Here is a 16,600-nt window from a genome sequence, read left to right as displayed (position 1 = left end):
GACGATGCGCACGGCTTCGACGTGCCCATCGCCATGATCCACGCCGCCGGGGACGAGCCGCTCATCAGGCGGCACGTCCATCCGCGAGGATCAGGCCAAACCCTCAGCCACGAAAATACTCCGGGTGGGATGCCTTCAGGGACTCGGCGAAGTCCAGCGAGCGGGACAGGTGATCCCGCAGGGCGGTCTGGGCCGCGTCGGGGTTGCCGGCCTCGATGGCGTCCACGATGGCCGTGTGGGCTTCCAGGATCTCCGTGATCTTGCCGGCTTTCGGCAGGTGTAGCCGGCGCAGGCGGTCGATGTGGCCGCTTTGCCGGCGCACGAGATGCCAAAGTTCGAGGACGCCGGCCGCCTCGTAGGTGGCGCGATGGAACGCCTGGTCGGCCTCCACGAAGGCGCCGTGCTCGCCCACTTCCGCAAAAGCCTTCTGCTGCCGGATCAGGCTGCGCAAGCGCGCGACCAGTCCCGGCTCGGGCGCGAAGGCGAGCGTCCGAACGATCTCCAGTTCGATCGACCGGCGCAAGAACTGGCCCTGCCGCGCCCGTCCGAGATCGATCGGGCTCACCACGGTGGCGTGCTGCGGGAAGATCTCGACGAGACCCTCCTCCTCGAGGCGCATCAAAGCGTCACGGATCGGCGTCGACGAGTAGCCGAAACGCTCCTGAAGCTCTTGCCGGGACAGCACGCGCCCCGGTGCGAGCGCGAGGGTGATGATTTCGTCGCGCAGAATGCTGAAGACCTGCCCCGCCCCGCTGCGCGGCCCCCGGCCTCGGCTCGGCGCCGCAACCAAATCGACCATCCAATCGATCTCCTTCCGAACACGCTCCGTCTATAGCACGGCACCGCGCTTGACGCACTAATGCATTAGTGCTTTAGTCCAATCCAGGCACTCGACGAGAATTGAAGGCACAAACGGCGTGGGCAGGGCGAAAGCCGGCTCGTGTCCGCGGATCAGCCCTGTCGGCGAGGCCGTGACCGCGGAAGAACCGCGGCGAAAACAACGAGATTGTCGGCCGATCGAAAACCGGATCGGCCAGGAGGAGACGCTTGATGTTCACACGCCGCAATGTCCTTGCGCTCGGCGCCGCCCTCGTGGCTGCGCCAAGGGGTGCCTTCGCACAGGCCAAGACGGATATCGCGATCAGTCGCCAGCCTGGCATCCTCTATCTGCCGACGCATGTGATCGAGAAGAAGAAGCTCCTGGAGAAGCATGCCGAGCGGCTCGGCATACCGGGCGTGTCCACGAAATGGATCTCCTTCTCCAACGGCGGCGCCCAGCAGGACGCGCTGCTGTCCGGCAGCGTCGACATCATCAACACCGGCACCGGGCCACTCCTCGTCCTGTGGGACAAGACCCGGGGCCGTGTGAAGGGGATCTGCGCCAGTTCCGCCCAGCCGCTCCTGCTGATCAGCCGCGATCCGCGCATCAAGTCGCTGGCCGACTTCGGCGAGGGCGACAAGATCGCGGTTCCGACGGTCCGGGTCTCCACGCAGGCGATCCTGCTGCAACTGGCGGCAAGCCAGATGTTCGGGCCGGACAAGTGGAACCACTTCGACGCCATGACGGTCCAGCTCGGCCATCCGGACGCCTTCGTGGCCCTGAAGAATCCGACCCATGAGGTAAAAAGCCACTTCGCCGCGCCGCCCTTCCAGGCCTATGGCCTGAAGCAGGTCCCGGGTGCGCATGTGGTCGCCAGCTCGGCCGAAATCATCGGCTCGCCGTTGAGCCAGGGCCAATTCATGACCACGACCGGCTTCGCCGAGGCCAATCCGAAGATCGTGCAGGCGCTGCGCGCTGCCGCCGAGGAGGCCAAGGCCTTCGTCGAGATGAATACCGCCGAGGCGCTCGAAATCTACCGCGAGGTGACCGGCGACAAGACCTCGACGGCCGATCTTCTCGATGTTTTGAAAGAGCCCGGCATGATGGAGTGGAACATCTATCCGCAGGGTACGATGAAGTTCGCCACCCACCTCGCCAAGATCGGCGCGATCAAGAATCAGCCCGCATCCTGGAAGGACTATTATCTTCCGGTGGCCCATGACCTTCCCGGCAATTGAACGCGACGGCGGTGAACGCGACGGCGGGGCCCCTCCCCCAGCCGCCATGCGCGGCCAAGCCTCCGGGCCGGCGAGCGTGGCGCACCGCACAGCGGCGACCCCGCTTCTCGACGTGGCCGGCGTCACGTTGCGCTACAAGACGCCCGGCGTCGTGATCACCGCGACCGAGCGGGTTTCGTTCCAGGTCGACACCTCCGATCGCTTCGTCCTGCTCGGGCCTTCGGGCTGCGGCAAGTCGACCCTGCTCAAGGCGGTGGGTGGCTACATCCGGCCGAGCGAGGGTTCGATCACCATCAAGGGCCGGACCGTGACCGAGCCCGGCGCCGACCGCATGATGGTCTTCCAGGAGTTCGACCAGCTCCTACCCTGGAAGACCGTCCTTGAGAACGTGACCTTCCCGCTCGTCGACGCCCGTCGTCTCGGCCGCCGGGAGGCGGAAGAAAAAGCGCGCCACTACATCGAAAAGGTCAACCTGACCCGTGCCCTCGACAGCTACCCGCACACGCTTTCGGGCGGCATGAAGCAGCGCGTCGCCATCGCCCGCGGCATGGCGATGGAGCCCGACATCCTGCTGATGGACGAGCCCTTCGCCGCACTCGATGCGCTGACCCGGCGCACCTGCCAGGATGAGCTCCTGCAATTGTGGGACGAGACGCGCTTCACGGTCCTGTTCGTCACCCACTCGATCGCCGAGGCGATCAAGATCGGCAACCGGATTCTCCTGCTCTCGCCGCATCCCGGCAGGGTCAAGGCGGAGGTGGTCGACGTCGACACCGCGAGCATCACGGACGGCAGCGCCGGGCGGCTCGAGAGGGAAATCCACGATCTCCTCTTCGCCGAACCGGCCCACGCGGAGTAACCCCATGAGCACCGCCCGCATCGTCCGGCGCGACGCCGCCGGCACCGCCTCGACCGAGGTCGAGCGGAAGATCGGCCTTGCGGAACGCGCCTGGGACATCCCGGCCTTGCGCAAGGCCGTCATCCTGATCGTCCTGGCGCTCGTCTGGGAAGCCTATGGCCGCATCCTGGACAATCCGCTCCTGTTTCCGACCTTGTCGGAAACCGTGCAGGCGCTGATCGAGAATGTCAGGACCGGCATTCTGCCGGCGCGGGCATGGTCGTCCATCAAGGTTCTGCTGATGGGTTACGGGGTCGGCGTCACGCTGGCCGGGCTGCTGACGGTGCTCGCCATCAATACCCGGATCGGCTCCGACTTCCTGGAGACCGTTACGGCAATGCTCAGCCCGCTGCCGGCCATCGCTCTCCTGCCGCTCGCACTCATCTGGTTCGGCCTCGGCAACGGCAGTCTGGTCTTCATTCTGGTCCACTCGGTGCTCTGGCCGGTCGCCCTCAACACCCATTCGGGCTTCCGGGCGGTCTCGGAGACACTCCGGATGGTCGGCCGGAACTACGGGCTGCGGGGCTTCGCCTATATCCGCAAGATCCTGATCCCGGCCGCGTTTCCGTCCATCCTGACCGGCCTCAAGATCGGCTGGGCCTTCGCCTGGCGCACCCTCGTCGCCGCCGAACTCGTGTTCGGCGTCTCGTCCGGCCAGGGCGGGCTCGGCTGGTTCATCTTCGAGAACCGCAACCTCCTGGAGATCCCGGCCGTCTTCGCCGGTCTCCTGACCGTGATCGTCATCGGCCTCGTCGTGGAGAACCTCGTGTTCCGCACCGTCGAACGCCGCACCGTCCTCAAGTGGGGTCTGCAGCATTGACCCTGCCGCCCCGTCCAACCGGATCGCCCCCGTGACCAAGACCCCCGACCAGCTGCGCAGCGCCCGTTGGTTCGAGCCGGACGACTTCCGCTCCTTCGGCCATCGCTCGCGCATGAACCAGATGGGCTATGCGGCGGAGGACTATCGCGGCAAGCCGGTGATCGCGATCGTCAATACCTGGTCGGATCTGAACCAGTGCCATGCCCATTTCAAGCAGCGCGTGGAGGACGTGAAGCGCGGCATCCTGCAGGCCGGCGGCTTCCCGGTCGAGCTGCCGGCCATCTCCCTCTCGGAGAGCAAGGTCAAGCCGACCACGATGCTCTACCGCAACTTCCTGGCCATGGAGACCGAGGAACTGATCCGCTCGCATCCGGTCGACGGCGCGGTCCTGATGGGCGGCTGCGACAAGACCACCCCCGGTCTCCTGCTCGGTGCGACCTCGGCGGGCGTGCCCGCGGTCTTCGTGCCGGCCGGCCCGATGCTGCGCGGAAACTGGCACGGCAAGGTGCTGGGTTCGGGCTCGGACGCGTTCAAATACTGGGACGAACGCAGAGCGGGCAACATCTCCGACAAGGACTGGTCGGAAATGGAGGTCGGCATCGCGCGGTCCTACGGCGTCTGCATGACCATGGGCACCGCATCGACCATGACGGCACTGGCCGACGTGATCGGCATGTCGCTGCCGGGAGCCTCGTCGATCCCGGCCGCCGACGCCAACCACATCCGCATGTGTGCCGCCGCCGGGCGCCGGATCGTCGACATGGTTTGGGAGGACCTGACCCCGGCCCGCATCCAGACCGAGGCGGCATTCCGCAACGCGATCAGCGTCGCGATGGCGATGGGGTGTTCGACCAATGCGGTCATCCACGTCATCGCGATGGCACGCCGCGCGGGCCATCCGATCGGACTCGAGGATTTCGACGCCGCGAGCCGAAAGGTGCCGGTCATCGCCAACATCCGGCCGAGCGGCGACCGCTACCTGATGGAGGATTTCTACTATGCGGGCGGGTTGCTCGGGCTCCTGACCCGGCTGGCCCCGCATCTCGATCTCGACCAGATCAACGCCTCGGGCAAGACCTGGGCGGAGAGCCTGGAGGGTGCGGCCGTGTACGACGATGATGTGATCCGGCCGCTCGACCGGCCGATCTATGCCGAGGGGGCGCTGGCGCTGCTCAAGGGCAATCTCGCGCCGAACGGCTGCGTGATGAAGCCCTCGGCCGCCGATCCGCGCCTGTTGCGCCATGCCGGGCCGGCGCTGGTGTTCGACGACTACCCGGCCCTCAAGGCCGGCATCGACCGCGACGACCTCGATGTCACGCCCGATACGGTGCTGGTGCTGCGCAATGCCGGCCCGCTCGGCGGCCCGGGCATGCCCGAATGGGGCATGCTGCCGATCCCGAAAAAGCTCGTCCGCCAGGGCGTTCGCGACATGGTGCGCATCTCCGACGCGCGCATGTCAGGCACGAGCTACGGCGCCTGCATCCTGCACGTCTCGCCCGAATCCTATGTCGGCGGCCCGCTCGCGCTGGTGCGGACCGGGGACGTGATCTCGATCGACGTGCCGGCGCGCAGCATTTCGCTCGACGTGCCGGAGGATGAACTCGCGCGCCGCCGCGCCGCGCTGCCGGCGCCGCCGCCCCGTTACGAGCGTGGCTATGGCTGGATGTTCTCCCGCCATATCGGTCAGGCCGACGCAGGCTGCGACTTCGATTTCCTGCGCACCGATTTCGGCGCGCCCGTCACCGAACCCGTCATCTTCTGATCCCGAGGAACCGCCATGTTGTCCGATGCGACCCGCGAGAAGCTGAAGCATGTCAGCACCGCCACGCTTGCCACCGCCCTCTTCAAGCGCGGCCTGCGCCGACAGTATGTGCAGGATGTCCATCCGCTGAGGTTCAAGGGCGACAACATGGTGGGCCCCGCCTACACGCTCCGCTACATGCCGGCACGGGAGGACCTGAACCCCATCTCGGTGTTTCAGGATCGCGCGCACCCGCAACGGAAGGCGATCGAGGAGTGCCCGCCCGGCGCCGTGATGGTGATCGACAGCCGCCGCGACGCGCGTGCGGCTTCGGCGGGCTCGATCCTGGTCACGCGTCTGATGGTTCGCGGCTGCGCCGGCATCGTCACGGATGGCGGATTCCGCGACAGCCCCGAAATCGCCGATCTGGCGCTGCCGTCCTACCATCACCGTCCCTCGGCGCCGACGAACCTGACCGTCCACCAGGCGATCGACATCAACGTGCCGATCGGCTGCGGCGACGCGCCGGTGTTTCCGGGCGACATCATCGTCGGCGACGGAGAAGGCGTCATCGTCGTCCCGGCTCATCTGGCCGACGAAATCGCCGACGAGGCGACGGAAATGACCGCCTTCGAGGACTTCGTCACCGAAAAGGTACGGGAGGGCCGCTCGATTCTCGGTCTCTACCCACCGACCGACGAACAATCGAAGATTGACTTCGCGGACTGGCGGGCCCGCAACGGTCGCTGAGCAGGATCGATCGCGGCGCGCGCTCTCCCTGGCGCTCGCATGTCCAGAACCGTCGAGCGGCTCTTTTGGCTCATCGCGAATGATCGTCCAGGCGGCGCGACGCCCAAAGACCCCTGGACGACTTGGCGCTTGAACGCGACGGAGTGGCCACCGGGATTCATGTCTGGCGCCGGACCCAGACGCCGATGTGGCGCAGAAGCCTGACCCAACAGATCGTTGCGCTCGGCGTGGTGGCGTGAGTCACCGATCCCGAAGCTATCGGAGCGGTGACTTGGGATGTGGGCGGAGGAACAGTCATCGATCCATCGGCGGGAGAGCCGGCGCTTCGCGAGCACTCTGACAGATGCGGAGTGGGAGCAGCCCGCCCGCGGATCCCGCCGGCCTCGCCGGGCGGTCGCCCGCGCAAGACCGACACGCGGGCGTCCATGAACGCCATCTTCTACTTGCTTGGCGCCCCGCAGGTCCGCGGCGCGGCCGCGCGAGACGACGGCGATATGGCCGTCCTGCGGCAGGCGGCGCTCGGCGATGTCGAGGCCGGCCATGATCTTCAGCCTCGAGACCGTGCCGGAATAGAGGCTCTCCGGCGGCGCGTCGCCCTCGCGCAGGAGGCCGTCGACCCGGTAGCGCAGTCGCGGCCCGCGCGCCGTATGGCTGAGATGGATGTCCGAGGCGCCAAGCTCGATCGCGCTGTCGATCATCCGGTCGACGAACTGCACGGTCGGCGCGTCGCCGGCGAGGTCGCGCAGGCGATCCAGGTCGGTGGCCGATAGCTCGGCTGCCGGAGTCTGACCGGGCGCGGTCTCCTTGCCGCCATAGAGGTCGTCGATCGCCTGCTCGATGTCGCGCTTCTTGGCCAGGCGAAGCCTGACCGGCTTGCCGAGCTTGGCCGCGACGAGGCCCGGGGAGAAGCTGTCGAAGGGATCGCTGATGGCAAGTTCAACGAAGTCCGGCTGATCGATGAGAGGAACCAGACCGGCATGGCGCAGAAAGGCGGGGGCGAGCAGCCCGGAGAAGAGCGGCTCAACGGGAAAGCTGTCGGGTCCCGCCTCGGCCAGCCCCATCTCCGTCGCAGCGGCGCTGCGCAGGGCATCCTCGGAGATCAGGCCAAGCTGTACGACGACCTGATCGAGACGCATGCCGCTCGCCTCGGCAGCGCGTCGCGCGCGGTCGATAAGCTCCGGCTTAATCGTCGCCAACACGAACAAGTTCTTCTCAACTCACTTTCAAAAAACCAAATGCCCCCGCGATATGAGAAGCTAAGACCAATTCAGTACCCCTAAGCGGACTTCGCGAAATTTCTACTTACGATTATATAGCTCATTTTGTTATCGCATGAAGAAAAACAGGAGCACATAGATGTTTGAGCAAAATCAATCGCGTACTCGAATGTTTCTAATTACTGAATTCCAATATCGAATAAGCTGGAAATGCTCATCGCGACTAATTATGGTAACATTATCCATTGATGTAGGATCGCCGCCCAAAATTATAGGCGTTACATGGTGGATGATCTTTCCATAAAGATCGCGGGGACGCTCCTTAAGCACCGATTCATTCTCCTTCCGCAATTTTATACATAAACTGATCGAATGATTGACCAAGGAGCTCGGTCAACTCATAAGACATCCCGATCAGCGGCATTCTTAGTATCTGCAATTCTGACCCTCTGAAGTCAAATCCAAACCCATCATTACCGCCGTTGGTGCCGAACAAAAGAAAGCCTGGAGCGTATATACTGGTCTCACATTGCTTGTTGAATTCATCGAGTTCATCAATTTTCCAGAAATCAACATAAGCATTTCCAACATAACCCATTCCGCCATTTGTTCGGGAAATAAATAAAATATAATCATCAGGAAGGGGGTATTTTAAAATCTCTATCTCGTGATCAATTATTTCTGGGCTGGCCCCCGGATTTCCATGCCATTCTCGCAAAAGATCAGGATACGGATACATCTTTTACCTCGCCAAATCTCTTGCAAGCTGACTCCACCATGGCGTCACGACGCCCCTATGAAAGCCACGATCCAGGACCACCTTGTTTGCCATGTCAATCGGCGACCCGCCAAACTTTACAGGATTGAGTTCGTGGATATTAAGCGGTTTCCCTACCAGCCCCTGCGCCTCCCGAATAGCCCTGTTTGCGTTGTTAGCAGCCGATCGCGCAGACGCATATTCCGAACCAGTTAGCAATCTAAACGGACCTTCAGGCTTAGCAAGTCCTTGCGGATATCCGGACCAATCAATAATGGAGAATTCACCTCGCGGAATTGCATCCTTGGCTTCACCGGCCGCCAATTTTGCAGCATTGGTAGCCTCGCTAGAAACTCCCGGGGCGATTTTGGCACCGACAGTAGTTAGACTTTCGGCTGCCTCCTTTTCAACAGCACTTTTAACACCGCTCCTTAGTCCAGCCTCACCGGCCTCCTCAATAAGTGTTACAGTCGTCTTTACTGCAACTGCAGTCCTCGCTGCGCCAATACCAATTTTTGCGGCATTAAATATAGGCCCCACGCCGCCAGTTGCGACTCCTATTGCTGCTTCAGATGCGACCAAGCTCCAGTTAACTGGATTTCCGGAATAGAGCTTGGAGGCAAGCTCCATACCACCGCTCATTACCCCGCTGATAAGAAAATTTATAAAATGCCCATTCGGATCACTCTTGTTAATCGGATCGTTATCCGCATAGGCGTAGCGATTGGTGCCAACACCTTCTTTCAGCGGGTCCCAGCTGTCGGGTGAGACGAAGCGGCCGATGGCCGGGTCGTAGTAGCGGGCGTGCAGATAGATGAGCCCGGTTTCGGGATCGTGCCGCTCGCCGATATAGCCCTTGGCCTCCTCGTGGCCGGTCGACTGCGCGCGCGTGCCATAGGGCGTGAAGGTCTGGCTCTGGGCGAGCGCGCCGGTCGCGTCGGTGACCTGGCGGACGCTCGACAGGTGGTCGCGGTGCAGGAAGTGGGCGGCCGCGCCGGAGCCGTTGCCGACCCGCTTCACGTCTGACTGGACATATTTGGTCCAGGTCGAGGTCGAGACCCAGCTGCCGCTCGAACAGGTCCACTTGGTGTCCCGCTCGAGGTCGGCGCCGAGCGTCAGCGTCACGTCTGTCCGGCTGCCGGTGCAGCCGGCGTCCGAGACCGACTTCTGCTTGGTCAGGCGCTCGCCGTCGGGACCGTAGGTGAAGGCGACGGTGACGCCGGCCTTGGTGATGCTGGAGGGGCGGTTCTCGCCGTCCCAGACGAAGCTGCGACCGAGCCCGGTCAGCGTGTTGCCGGCGGCGTCATAGGTGATCGACTGGCCGCCGACGGAGGTCGGCGCATGCGGCCGGGCCGCGCTCGGCGACGGATAGACATAGCTGCCCTGGCCGGTCATCGACGTGACGTTGCCGCCGAGGTCATAGCCGAAGCTCTGGTCGAGCGCGTCGGTATCGAGATTGTCGGCCGAGGTCAGACGGTCGAGCGCGTCGTAGCCGTAGTTCCAGTCCTCGTTGGTGACGCTGGAACGCGCCTGAGTGATCCGTCCGTTGGCCTCGCGCGTGTAGGTCTTGTTCTCGATTGTGGTGCCGCTCTTGACGACCGTCAGGCCGTTCAGCCAGCTGAAGAAGGCGCTGGCCGAGCGGGCGTTGAACGCCGAGATGGACCATCATCTGGCCGGCGACGGGGGGCGCGGGCGACACGCTCAACGGCTATGGCAAGAAGACGGTGTTGACGGAGAACGGCTCGGTGGAGCTGCCTATCCCGCGCGATCGGCAATCGAGCTTCGATCCGCAGCTTCTGGCCAAGTATCAGCGCCGCTTCCCGGGCTTTGACGACAAGATCATCTCGATGTACGCGCGCGAGATGACGACGCGCGAGATCGTCGGCCATGTCCAGGAGCTCTACGGTATCGACGTATCGCCGGACCTGATCTCGGCGGTGACGGACGCCGTCCTGGAGGAGATCGCCGCCTGGCAGAACCGACCGCTGGAATCGGTCTATCCCCTTGTTCGTCGGGAAAGCGATCCACTGGATCGCTTTCTGATCCTCCTCACTTTTTGACGCTCTCCGGGTGAAGATCCGTGACGAGGGTCATGTCCGGAACAAGGCGGTGCACGTGGCGCTCGGCGTGCGCGGCGACGGCGCCAAGGAGATCTTCGGGCTCTGGATCGAAACGAACGAGGGCGCAAAGTTCTGGCTGCGCGTCATGAACGAGCTGAAGAACCGTGGCATGGAGGACATCCTGATCGCCGTCATCGACGGACTGAAGGGCTTTCCGGACGCGATCAACGCCGTCTTCCCGGAAACGACGGTGCAAAGCTGCATCGTCCACCTGATGCGAAACGCGCTCGACTTCGCCTCCTGGAAGGACCGCAAGGAGCTGGCCGCCGGCCCGAAGGCGATCTACGCGGCACTCTACGATATGGCGGCCTTCGAAGACGGGCCCTGGGGCCGGAAATACCCCGCCATCGGCCAGATCTGGCGCCGCGCCTGGCAGGAAATCATCCCGTTCTTTGCCTTCCCGAAGGACGTTCGGCGAATCATCTACACCACCAATGCCATTGAGGCCTTGAACTCGAAGCTCCGGCGGGCCGTCCGGGCCAGGGGCCACTTCCCGACCGACGAAGCAGTGATGAAGCTCCTGTTCCTCGTCTTGAACAGGTCGGAGAAGGAGTGGAAGATGCCACCAAGAGAATGGGCCATGGCCAAGAGCCAGTTCGCCATTCTCTTCGCGGACCGATTCCAGGCCGCAAGGGCGTAAGTGATGTTCAACCGCACGCCCACACACGAAATTCCTGACAGTCCCAGGGGAAATTCGATGACCACAGTGTTCAGGCTGTGCGAGCCGCGCGACAGCGAGGCGCTCGCGACGCTGTTCGAGCAGATGCAGGCCCACTATGGCGTGCCCTGTCCGCCGCGCGCGACGATCCTGGCCGATCTGGCGGACCTGCCGCCGGGCAACCGCATCCTGGTCGCCGAGACCGGCGATGGGATCGACGGCTTTGCCGCCTTCGCCGCGCTCTATCCGGGGCCCGGTCTGCGCAAGGGGCTGTTCCTCAAGGAGCTCTACGTCGCCGAGGCCCGGCGCGGCCACGGTCTCGGCCGCGGGCTGATCGCGGCGCTCGCTGACCTCGCCCGGGCCGAGGGCTATGGCCGCATCGACTGGACCGCCGATCGCGACGACGAGGCGCTGCTCGCCTTCTACGATTCGCTCGGGGCGCGGCGCGAGACCGGCAAGCTCTTCTACCGCCTGACCGGCGCCCCGCTGGCCGAGACCGCCGGCCGGGCTCGGTGACGCGCTGCGCGTCCGCTCAGGCGTTGACGGCGTCTTGCGGCACCTCTGAGCGCGCCGCTTCCGCAAGCGCCCAGTCACAGAAGAGCTTCAGCACGCCTTCGCGCGGCCGTTCGTTCGGTGTCGTCAGCCAGTAGCAGTTCTGGCTCTCGAAGCCGATGCCGAGCGGGTTGACCAGTTCGCCGGCGGCAAGCTCGCGCGCGATCAGGGTCCTGGGGACCAGCGCCAGACCCTGCCCGCCGATCGCGCCCCGGATGACCAGGGCATAGTAGGACAGGGTGATCGTCCGCTCGGGCGGGATGTCGAGGCCGCCATACTGCGCGAACAGCCGGTTCCAGTGCAGCGGGGTCTGCGGATGGACCAGAAGGCGGAACCTGGCGATGTCGCGCCAGTCCGCGATGCCGCCGCCGCGGTCGAGCGTCATCGGCGAGCCGACCAGCACGACGTCGCGGCCGAGAAAGTAGTCGGCGTTCCAACCGGGCCACTGCCCCTCGCCGAACCGGAAGACCACATCGACATCGCGATGCGCCTCCCGCGACGCATAGGTGACGAACTGCACATCGACATCCGGGTGCCGGTCCGTGAAACCGATCAGGCGCTGCATGAACCAGCGGTCGCCCAGGATCGGCAGGACATGCAGGCGCAGGACCGGCCGGCTGCCGCGCAGCCGCGCCGTGCGGACGGCCGCCGTCTCCAGTGCGCCGAGCGCGATGCGTGCCTGTTCGATATAGACGATGCCCGCCTCGGTCGGGACCAGGCCGTGCCGCGCCCGGTCGAACAGGGTCAGCCCGATCAGGGCCTCCACGGCCTTCAACTGCTTGCTCACCGCGCTCTGCGTCAGGTTCAGCGCGACCGCCGCCGCCGATACCGTGCCGTGTTGGGCGAGGGCGGCGATCACCCTCAGCGCGGTGGTGGAGGGCAGGTGCAAGGCCGTCGATCCTCGGATATTCCGATATGGAATAGTATGCTTGACTTCATTTCATTTGTCGAGGGCAACACCCTGATGCCCAATGCATGGGCAAGAGGAGTGGTTGCACATGAAGAGCGCAGGTGGGTTGTGGGGCGCCCGGTTCAGCAAGGCGCCGTCGCGGGCGCTGGTCGATCTGTCGCGGGCGCCGGCGAACTATTTCCGCCTGGCGCCGGAAGACCTGCAATCCTCGGCCGCCCATGCGCGCGAACTGGTTCGGGCCGGCATTCTGACCGCTGAGGAATGCGCCACCGTCGAGGCCGCACTTGCGGATGTCGCCGAGGCCTTCGCCCGTGGCGAGGTCGCGCCGATCCCGGCCGACGAGGATGTCCACACCTTCCTGGAGCGGGTCCTCAAGGACCGGCTCGGCCCGCTCGGCGGCAAGCTTCGCGCCGGCCGGTCGCGCAACGATCAGGCGGCCAACGATCTCAAGCTGCATCTCCGGACCAAGGCCCGTGCCGTTGCGGTCGATCTGTTGGCGCTGCAGGACGCGATCGTCGCCCAGGCAACGGCGCATGTCGACACCATCGCGCCCGGCTTCACCCATTTGCAGCCGGCGCAGCCGGTGTCCTTCGCCCATCAATTGCTGGCCCATGCGCAGGGCCTCGCTCGCGATGTCGACCGGATGATGGACTGGGATCGCCGCGCGGCCTTGTCGCCGCTCGGTGCCGCTGCGCTCGCCGGCTCGGCGATCGCGCTCCATCCCGAACTCTCCGCCGTCGAACTCGGCTATGACGGCCCCTGCGAGAATTCGATCGATGCCGTCGGCGCGCGCGACCATGTCGCCGAGTTCCTGTTCGTCACCGCCATGATCGGCGTCAACCTCTCGCGCTTGGCCGAGGAGGTGTTCATCTGGAACTCCAAGCAGTTCGCCTGGGTCGAGCTGGACGACGGCTATGCGACCGGCTCCTCGATCATGCCGCAGAAGAAAAACCCGGACATCGCCGAACTGACGCGCGGCCGGGCGTCCCGCCTGATCGCGGTGCTGCAGGGCGTCCTGATCGCGCTGAAGGGCATCCCCTTCGCCTACAATCGCGATCTTGCCGAGGATAAATGGGCCGCCTTCGAGGCGCTCGACACGCTCGAACTGGTGCTCCCGGCGATGACCGGTATGATCGCCACCATGTCGGTCGACCGGGATCGCCTGAAAGCCCAGGCGACTCTCGGTTTCACCCTGGCGACGGAGGTTGCCGACTGGCTGGCCCGGCGCGGCATTCCGTTCAGCGAGGCGCACGAGATCACGGGCGCGCTGGTGCGCCATTGCGAGGCGCGCGGCTGCGACCTATCCGAACTGTCGGCCGCCGATCTCGCCGCGGTCGACCCGCGACTGACCGCCGACGTGCTGACCCGGCTGACCCCGGAGGCGGCGGTGGCGGCGCGGTCGGGCCACAACGGCACGGCCCCGGCCAGCATCCGCGGGCAGATCGAACGCCTGGCGGCGACGCTCGCCCGTCAGCGGGCCTGGACGATCGCATAGCGCCATCGAACCGGCGCAGCGCCTCGATGCCACGACGGGAGGGATCGCGATGACCGACGAACGCGACATGTACCAGACCAGCCATCTGCGGATCGTGCCGCGGCGGCATTGGGGGCGTTGGATCGCGGCCGGTGTGGTCTGCCTGCTGCTGGCCGCTCTGGTCCGGGCCTTCATCAACGGCAAGATCGAGTGGAGCTATGTCGGCCAGTTCCTGTTCTCGCAGAGCATTCTCGAAGGCCTCGTCAACACGATCCTGATGACCTTCGCCGCCATGGCGGTCGGGATCACGCTCGGCGTGATCTTCGCGATCATGCGCATCTCCGAGAATCCCGTGCTGTCGACCATCGCGACCGGCTATGTCTGGATTTTCCGTGGCGCTCCAGCGTTGTTGCAGCTGCTGTTGTGGTTCAACCTGGCGCTGGTCTTCCCCAAGATCGGCATTCCGGGCCTGTTCGAATGGCGCACGGTCGACGTGATGACGCCCTTCGTCGCCGCCATGCTGGCGCTCGGCATCCAGCAGGGCGCCTATACGTCGGAGGTGGTTCGCGGCGGGCTCCTTTCGGTCGATGCCGGCCAGTATGAGGCGGCACGTTCGATCGGCATGGGCCAGTTGCTGATGCTGCGCCGGATCATCCTGCCGCAGGCGATGCGGGTAATCCTACCGCCGATCGGCAACGAACTGATCGGCATGGTCAAGACCACCTCGCTTGCCAGCGTCATCCAGTATTCCGAGATCCTGCACAACGCCCAGATCATCTACTACGCCAACACGCGCGTCCTGGAACTGCTGCTGGTGGCGAGCTTCTGGTACCTGTCGGCCGTGACGGTGCTTTCCATCGGGCAGATGTATGTGGAACGCTACTTCGCACGCGGGATCCAGCGTCTGAAAGCGACGGGCTGACGGGGAGGCGGATCATGTCGGAAATCCTCGTCAAGGCGATCGACGTCACCAAGCGCTTCACCGGCTTCACCGCGCTCGACCGCGCCAGCCTCGACATCCGCAAGGGTGAGGTCTGCTGCATCATCGGTCCGTCCGGTTCGGGCAAGAGTACCTTCCTGCGCTGCATCAACATGCTGGAGCGCATCGACGGCGGCGCCATCTGGATCGGCGGCGAACTGCTCGGCTACCGGCGCGAGGGAGACCGTCTTTATGAGATGCGCGACAGCGAGATCGCGCGCCAGCGCCGCCGCACCGGCATGGTGTTCCAGCGCTTCAACCTGTTTCCCCATCTCACGGCGCTGCAGAACGTGACCGAGGGCCCCATCCACGTCCTCGGCGAGGATCGCAAGGCCGCGGCGGAGCATGCGCGCGAACTGCTCGACCGGGTCGGCCTCTCCGACAAGATGAACCACTATCCTTCCGAACTCTCCGGCGGCCAGCAGCAGCGCGTCGCCATCGCGCGCGCCATGGGCATGCGGCCCGAGCTCATCCTGTTCGACGAGCCGACCTCGGCGCTCGATCCGGAATTGGTCTCCGAGGTTCTCGATGTGATGAAGGATCTCGCCGAGTCCGGCATGACCATGGTGGTGGTCACCCACGAAATGGGCTTCGCCCGCGGGGTGGCCGACACCGTCGCCTTCATGGAAGCCGGCCGGATCGAAGAGGTCGGCCCGGCCCAGAAAGTGTTGTCCGAACCGGACAATGCCCGCTGCGCGGCGTTCATCCGCGCCGTCCACAAGTGAACGATCTCGATCCCGGGAGAAAGCCAATGACGCCGAAGCTTGCCATCCTTGCCATCGGTCTCGCCTGTGCGGCCGTCACGCCGGCCGCCGCGCAGGATCTGCCGGCCCGCATCAAGACGGCCGGCAAGGTGATCGTCGCCAACCAGCCGAACTATCCGCCGATGGAATACAAGGACCCGGCGACCAACCAGCTCAAGGGTCTCGACATCGACCTCGGGCTGGCGCTCGCCAAGGAACTCGGCGTCAAGGTCGAGTGGTCCGATATCGGTTTCGAGCAGATGATCTCGTCGCTGACCACCGGCCGCGTCGATCTCATCCACTCCGGCATGAGCGATCTGCCGAAGCGCCGCGAGACGCTCGATTTCGTCGACTACATGAAATCCGGCGCGCAGTTCTACACGTCCTACGAGCGCAAGGACGAATTCAAGGTCCCGACCGATCTGTGCGGCAAGAAGGTCGCCATGAGCCGGCGTACGTCCTTCCCGGACGAGACCGCGACCTGGAGCAAGAACAATTGCGAGGCCAACGGCAAGCCGCCGATCCAGGTGGTCGGCTCGGAAGGCTCTGCCGATGCCCGCGCGCAGCTCAAGCAGGGCCGCGTCGACGGCGCCGTCCAGGGCTCCGAGACGCTGCCCTATTTGATCGGCCTGGAGAAGGACACCTACCAGATCGTCGGCGCGCCTTTCACGGCCGTGCTGCAGGGCATCGCCTTCCCGAAGGCCGAGACCGGCCTGCGCGACGCCTATGCGGGTGCGCTGAAGCGGCTGATCGCGTCGGGCGAATACAAGAAGATCTTCGACAGCTACGGCCTCGGCATCACCATGCTGGACACCGTGCTGATCAACGGCGAAGCGGTGAAGTGAAGCCGCCGGACCGGGATGCGGACGCATCGGGCCGTTGACGCCAAGCGCCTGCGGGATCGCGTTTGAGGCGCGGTCCCG

General features: G+C 64.8%; 15 protein-coding genes and 1 pseudogene. 11 read left to right on the top strand and 5 right to left on the bottom strand.

Features of this window, described 5'->3' with window-relative positions:
* Window positions 1-103: 103 nt before the first annotated feature.
* Window positions 104-799 carry a GntR family transcriptional regulator gene (locus tag KL771_RS16020; RefSeq protein WP_261969542.1) on the bottom strand — a complete coding sequence of 232 codons (696 nt, stop codon included), beginning with the start codon at window positions 797-799 and terminating at the stop codon, window positions 104-106.
* A gap of 251 nt (window positions 800-1,050) precedes the next feature.
* On the opposite strand from KL771_RS16020, the gene KL771_RS16015 reads away from it, so the two are divergent.
* From KL771_RS16015 to KL771_RS15995, 5 genes are read left to right on the top strand one after another with little or no spacing between them, the layout of a single operon-like run.
* On the top strand, window positions 1,051-2,058 hold the full coding sequence (locus tag KL771_RS16015; protein ID WP_261969541.1) for an ABC transporter substrate-binding protein: 1,008 nt from the start codon (window positions 1,051-1,053) through the stop codon (window positions 2,056-2,058).
* A gap of 46 nt (window positions 2,059-2,104) precedes the next feature.
* Window positions 2,105-2,917 carry an ABC transporter ATP-binding protein gene (locus KL771_RS16010; protein WP_390866940.1) on the top strand — a complete coding sequence of 271 codons (813 nt, stop codon included), beginning with the start codon at window positions 2,105-2,107 and terminating at the stop codon, window positions 2,915-2,917.
* A gap of 4 nt (window positions 2,918-2,921) precedes the next feature.
* Window positions 2,922-3,776 (top strand): ABC transporter permease, encoded by an 855-nt coding sequence (locus KL771_RS16005; protein ID WP_261969539.1) that lies wholly within the window; start codon window positions 2,922-2,924, stop codon window positions 3,774-3,776.
* A 31-nt stretch (window positions 3,777-3,807) separates the two neighbouring features.
* Window positions 3,808-5,538 carry an L-arabinonate dehydratase gene (araD, locus tag KL771_RS16000; protein ID WP_261969538.1) on the top strand — a complete coding sequence of 577 codons (1,731 nt, stop codon included), beginning with the start codon at window positions 3,808-3,810 and terminating at the stop codon, window positions 5,536-5,538.
* Window positions 5,539-5,553: 15 nt separating this feature from the next.
* Window positions 5,554-6,267: a ribonuclease activity regulator RraA gene (locus tag KL771_RS15995; RefSeq protein ID WP_261969537.1), complete on the top strand. Its 714-nt coding sequence runs from the start codon at window positions 5,554-5,556 to the stop codon at window positions 6,265-6,267.
* Here the strand turns inward: KL771_RS15995 and KL771_RS15990 are convergent.
* The 3 genes from KL771_RS15990 to KL771_RS15980 form a co-directional block, all read right to left on the bottom strand.
* Complete coding sequence (locus KL771_RS15990; RefSeq protein WP_261969536.1) at window positions 6,201-7,466, bottom strand: GspE/PulE family protein; 1,266 nt, start codon at window positions 7,464-7,466, stop codon at window positions 6,201-6,203. The genes KL771_RS15995 and KL771_RS15990 overlap by 67 nt on opposite strands.
* 352 nt (window positions 7,467-7,818) lie before the next feature.
* The gene (locus KL771_RS15985; protein WP_261969535.1) at window positions 7,819-8,223 is read right to left on the bottom strand and encodes an SMI1/KNR4 family protein; all 405 of its coding nucleotides are present in this window, start codon (window positions 8,221-8,223) and stop codon (window positions 7,819-7,821) included.
* Window positions 8,224-8,226: 3 nt separating this feature from the next.
* Entirely contained in the window at window positions 8,227-9,636 is a 1,410-nt protein-coding gene (locus KL771_RS15980) for an RHS repeat-associated core domain-containing protein (protein ID WP_261969534.1), read from the bottom strand.
* Between the two features lie 223 nt (window positions 9,637-9,859).
* On the opposite strand from KL771_RS15980, the pseudogene KL771_RS15975 reads away from it, so the two are divergent.
* Window positions 9,860-11,001: pseudogene (locus KL771_RS15975) on the top strand (IS256 family transposase); the annotation flags it as partial.
* A 57-nt stretch (window positions 11,002-11,058) separates the two neighbouring features.
* Entirely contained in the window at window positions 11,059-11,535 is a 477-nt protein-coding gene (locus tag KL771_RS15970; RefSeq protein ID WP_261969533.1) for a GNAT family N-acetyltransferase, read from the top strand.
* Between the two features lie 16 nt (window positions 11,536-11,551).
* Here KL771_RS15970 and KL771_RS15965 read toward each other — a convergent pair whose 3' ends face one another.
* Window positions 11,552-12,460 carry a LysR substrate-binding domain-containing protein gene (locus KL771_RS15965; RefSeq protein ID WP_261969532.1) on the bottom strand — a complete coding sequence of 303 codons (909 nt, stop codon included), beginning with the start codon at window positions 12,458-12,460 and terminating at the stop codon, window positions 11,552-11,554.
* 109 nt (window positions 12,461-12,569) lie between these two features.
* Between KL771_RS15965 and argH the strand changes: the two genes are divergently transcribed.
* Genes argH through KL771_RS15945 form a run of 4 tightly spaced genes read left to right on the top strand, consistent with a single transcriptional unit; the run spans window position 12,570 to window position 16,522 of the window.
* Complete coding sequence (gene argH, locus KL771_RS15960) at window positions 12,570-13,976, top strand: argininosuccinate lyase (protein WP_261969531.1); 1,407 nt, start codon at window positions 12,570-12,572, stop codon at window positions 13,974-13,976.
* A gap of 49 nt (window positions 13,977-14,025) precedes the next feature.
* A complete protein-coding gene (locus tag KL771_RS15955; protein WP_261969530.1) occupies window positions 14,026-14,877 on the top strand; it encodes an amino acid ABC transporter permease in 852 nt (283 codons plus the stop codon).
* Window positions 14,878-14,888: 11 nt separating this feature from the next.
* Window positions 14,889-15,659 (top strand): amino acid ABC transporter ATP-binding protein, encoded by a 771-nt coding sequence (locus tag KL771_RS15950; RefSeq protein WP_315901505.1) that lies wholly within the window; start codon window positions 14,889-14,891, stop codon window positions 15,657-15,659.
* 26 nt (window positions 15,660-15,685) lie between these two features.
* Window positions 15,686-16,522 carry an ABC transporter substrate-binding protein gene (locus tag KL771_RS15945; protein ID WP_261969528.1) on the top strand — a complete coding sequence of 279 codons (837 nt, stop codon included), beginning with the start codon at window positions 15,686-15,688 and terminating at the stop codon, window positions 16,520-16,522.
* Window positions 16,523-16,600 lie beyond the last annotated feature (78 nt).

This window comes from Prosthecodimorpha staleyi (genome assembly GCF_018729455.1).
Taxonomy (GTDB): Bacteria; Pseudomonadota; Alphaproteobacteria; order Rhizobiales; family Ancalomicrobiaceae; genus Prosthecodimorpha; species Prosthecodimorpha staleyi.
This window is presented reverse-complemented; position numbering and strand designations above follow the sequence as displayed.

What these genes read in the sequence shown, in the direction of transcription:
- KL771_RS16020 (WP_261969542.1), bottom strand. Translation starts at nt 799, where the DNA reads ATGGTCGATTTGGTTGCGGCGCCGAGCCGAGGCCGGGGGCCGCGCAGC.
- KL771_RS16015 (WP_261969541.1), top strand. Translation starts at nt 1,051, where the DNA reads ATGTTCACACGCCGCAATGTCCTTGCGCTCGGCGCCGCCCTCGTGGCT.
- KL771_RS16010 (WP_390866940.1), top strand. Translation starts at nt 2,105, where the DNA reads ATGCGCGGCCAAGCCTCCGGGCCGGCGAGCGTGGCGCACCGCACAGCG.
- KL771_RS16005 (WP_261969539.1), top strand. Translation starts at nt 2,922, where the DNA reads ATGAGCACCGCCCGCATCGTCCGGCGCGACGCCGCCGGCACCGCCTCG.
- KL771_RS15995 (WP_261969537.1), top strand. Translation starts at nt 5,554, where the DNA reads ATGTTGTCCGATGCGACCCGCGAGAAGCTGAAGCATGTCAGCACCGCC.
- KL771_RS15985 (WP_261969535.1), bottom strand. Translation starts at nt 8,223, where the DNA reads ATGTATCCGTATCCTGATCTTTTGCGAGAATGGCATGGAAATCCGGGG.
- KL771_RS15980 (WP_261969534.1), bottom strand. Translation starts at nt 9,636, where the DNA reads ATGACCGGCCAGGGCAGCTATGTCTATCCGTCGCCGAGCGCGGCCCGG.
- KL771_RS15970 (WP_261969533.1), top strand. Translation starts at nt 11,059, where the DNA reads ATGACCACAGTGTTCAGGCTGTGCGAGCCGCGCGACAGCGAGGCGCTC.
- argH (WP_261969531.1), top strand. Translation starts at nt 12,570, where the DNA reads ATGAAGAGCGCAGGTGGGTTGTGGGGCGCCCGGTTCAGCAAGGCGCCG.
- KL771_RS15955 (WP_261969530.1), top strand. Translation starts at nt 14,026, where the DNA reads ATGACCGACGAACGCGACATGTACCAGACCAGCCATCTGCGGATCGTG.
- KL771_RS15945 (WP_261969528.1), top strand. Translation starts at nt 15,686, where the DNA reads ATGACGCCGAAGCTTGCCATCCTTGCCATCGGTCTCGCCTGTGCGGCC.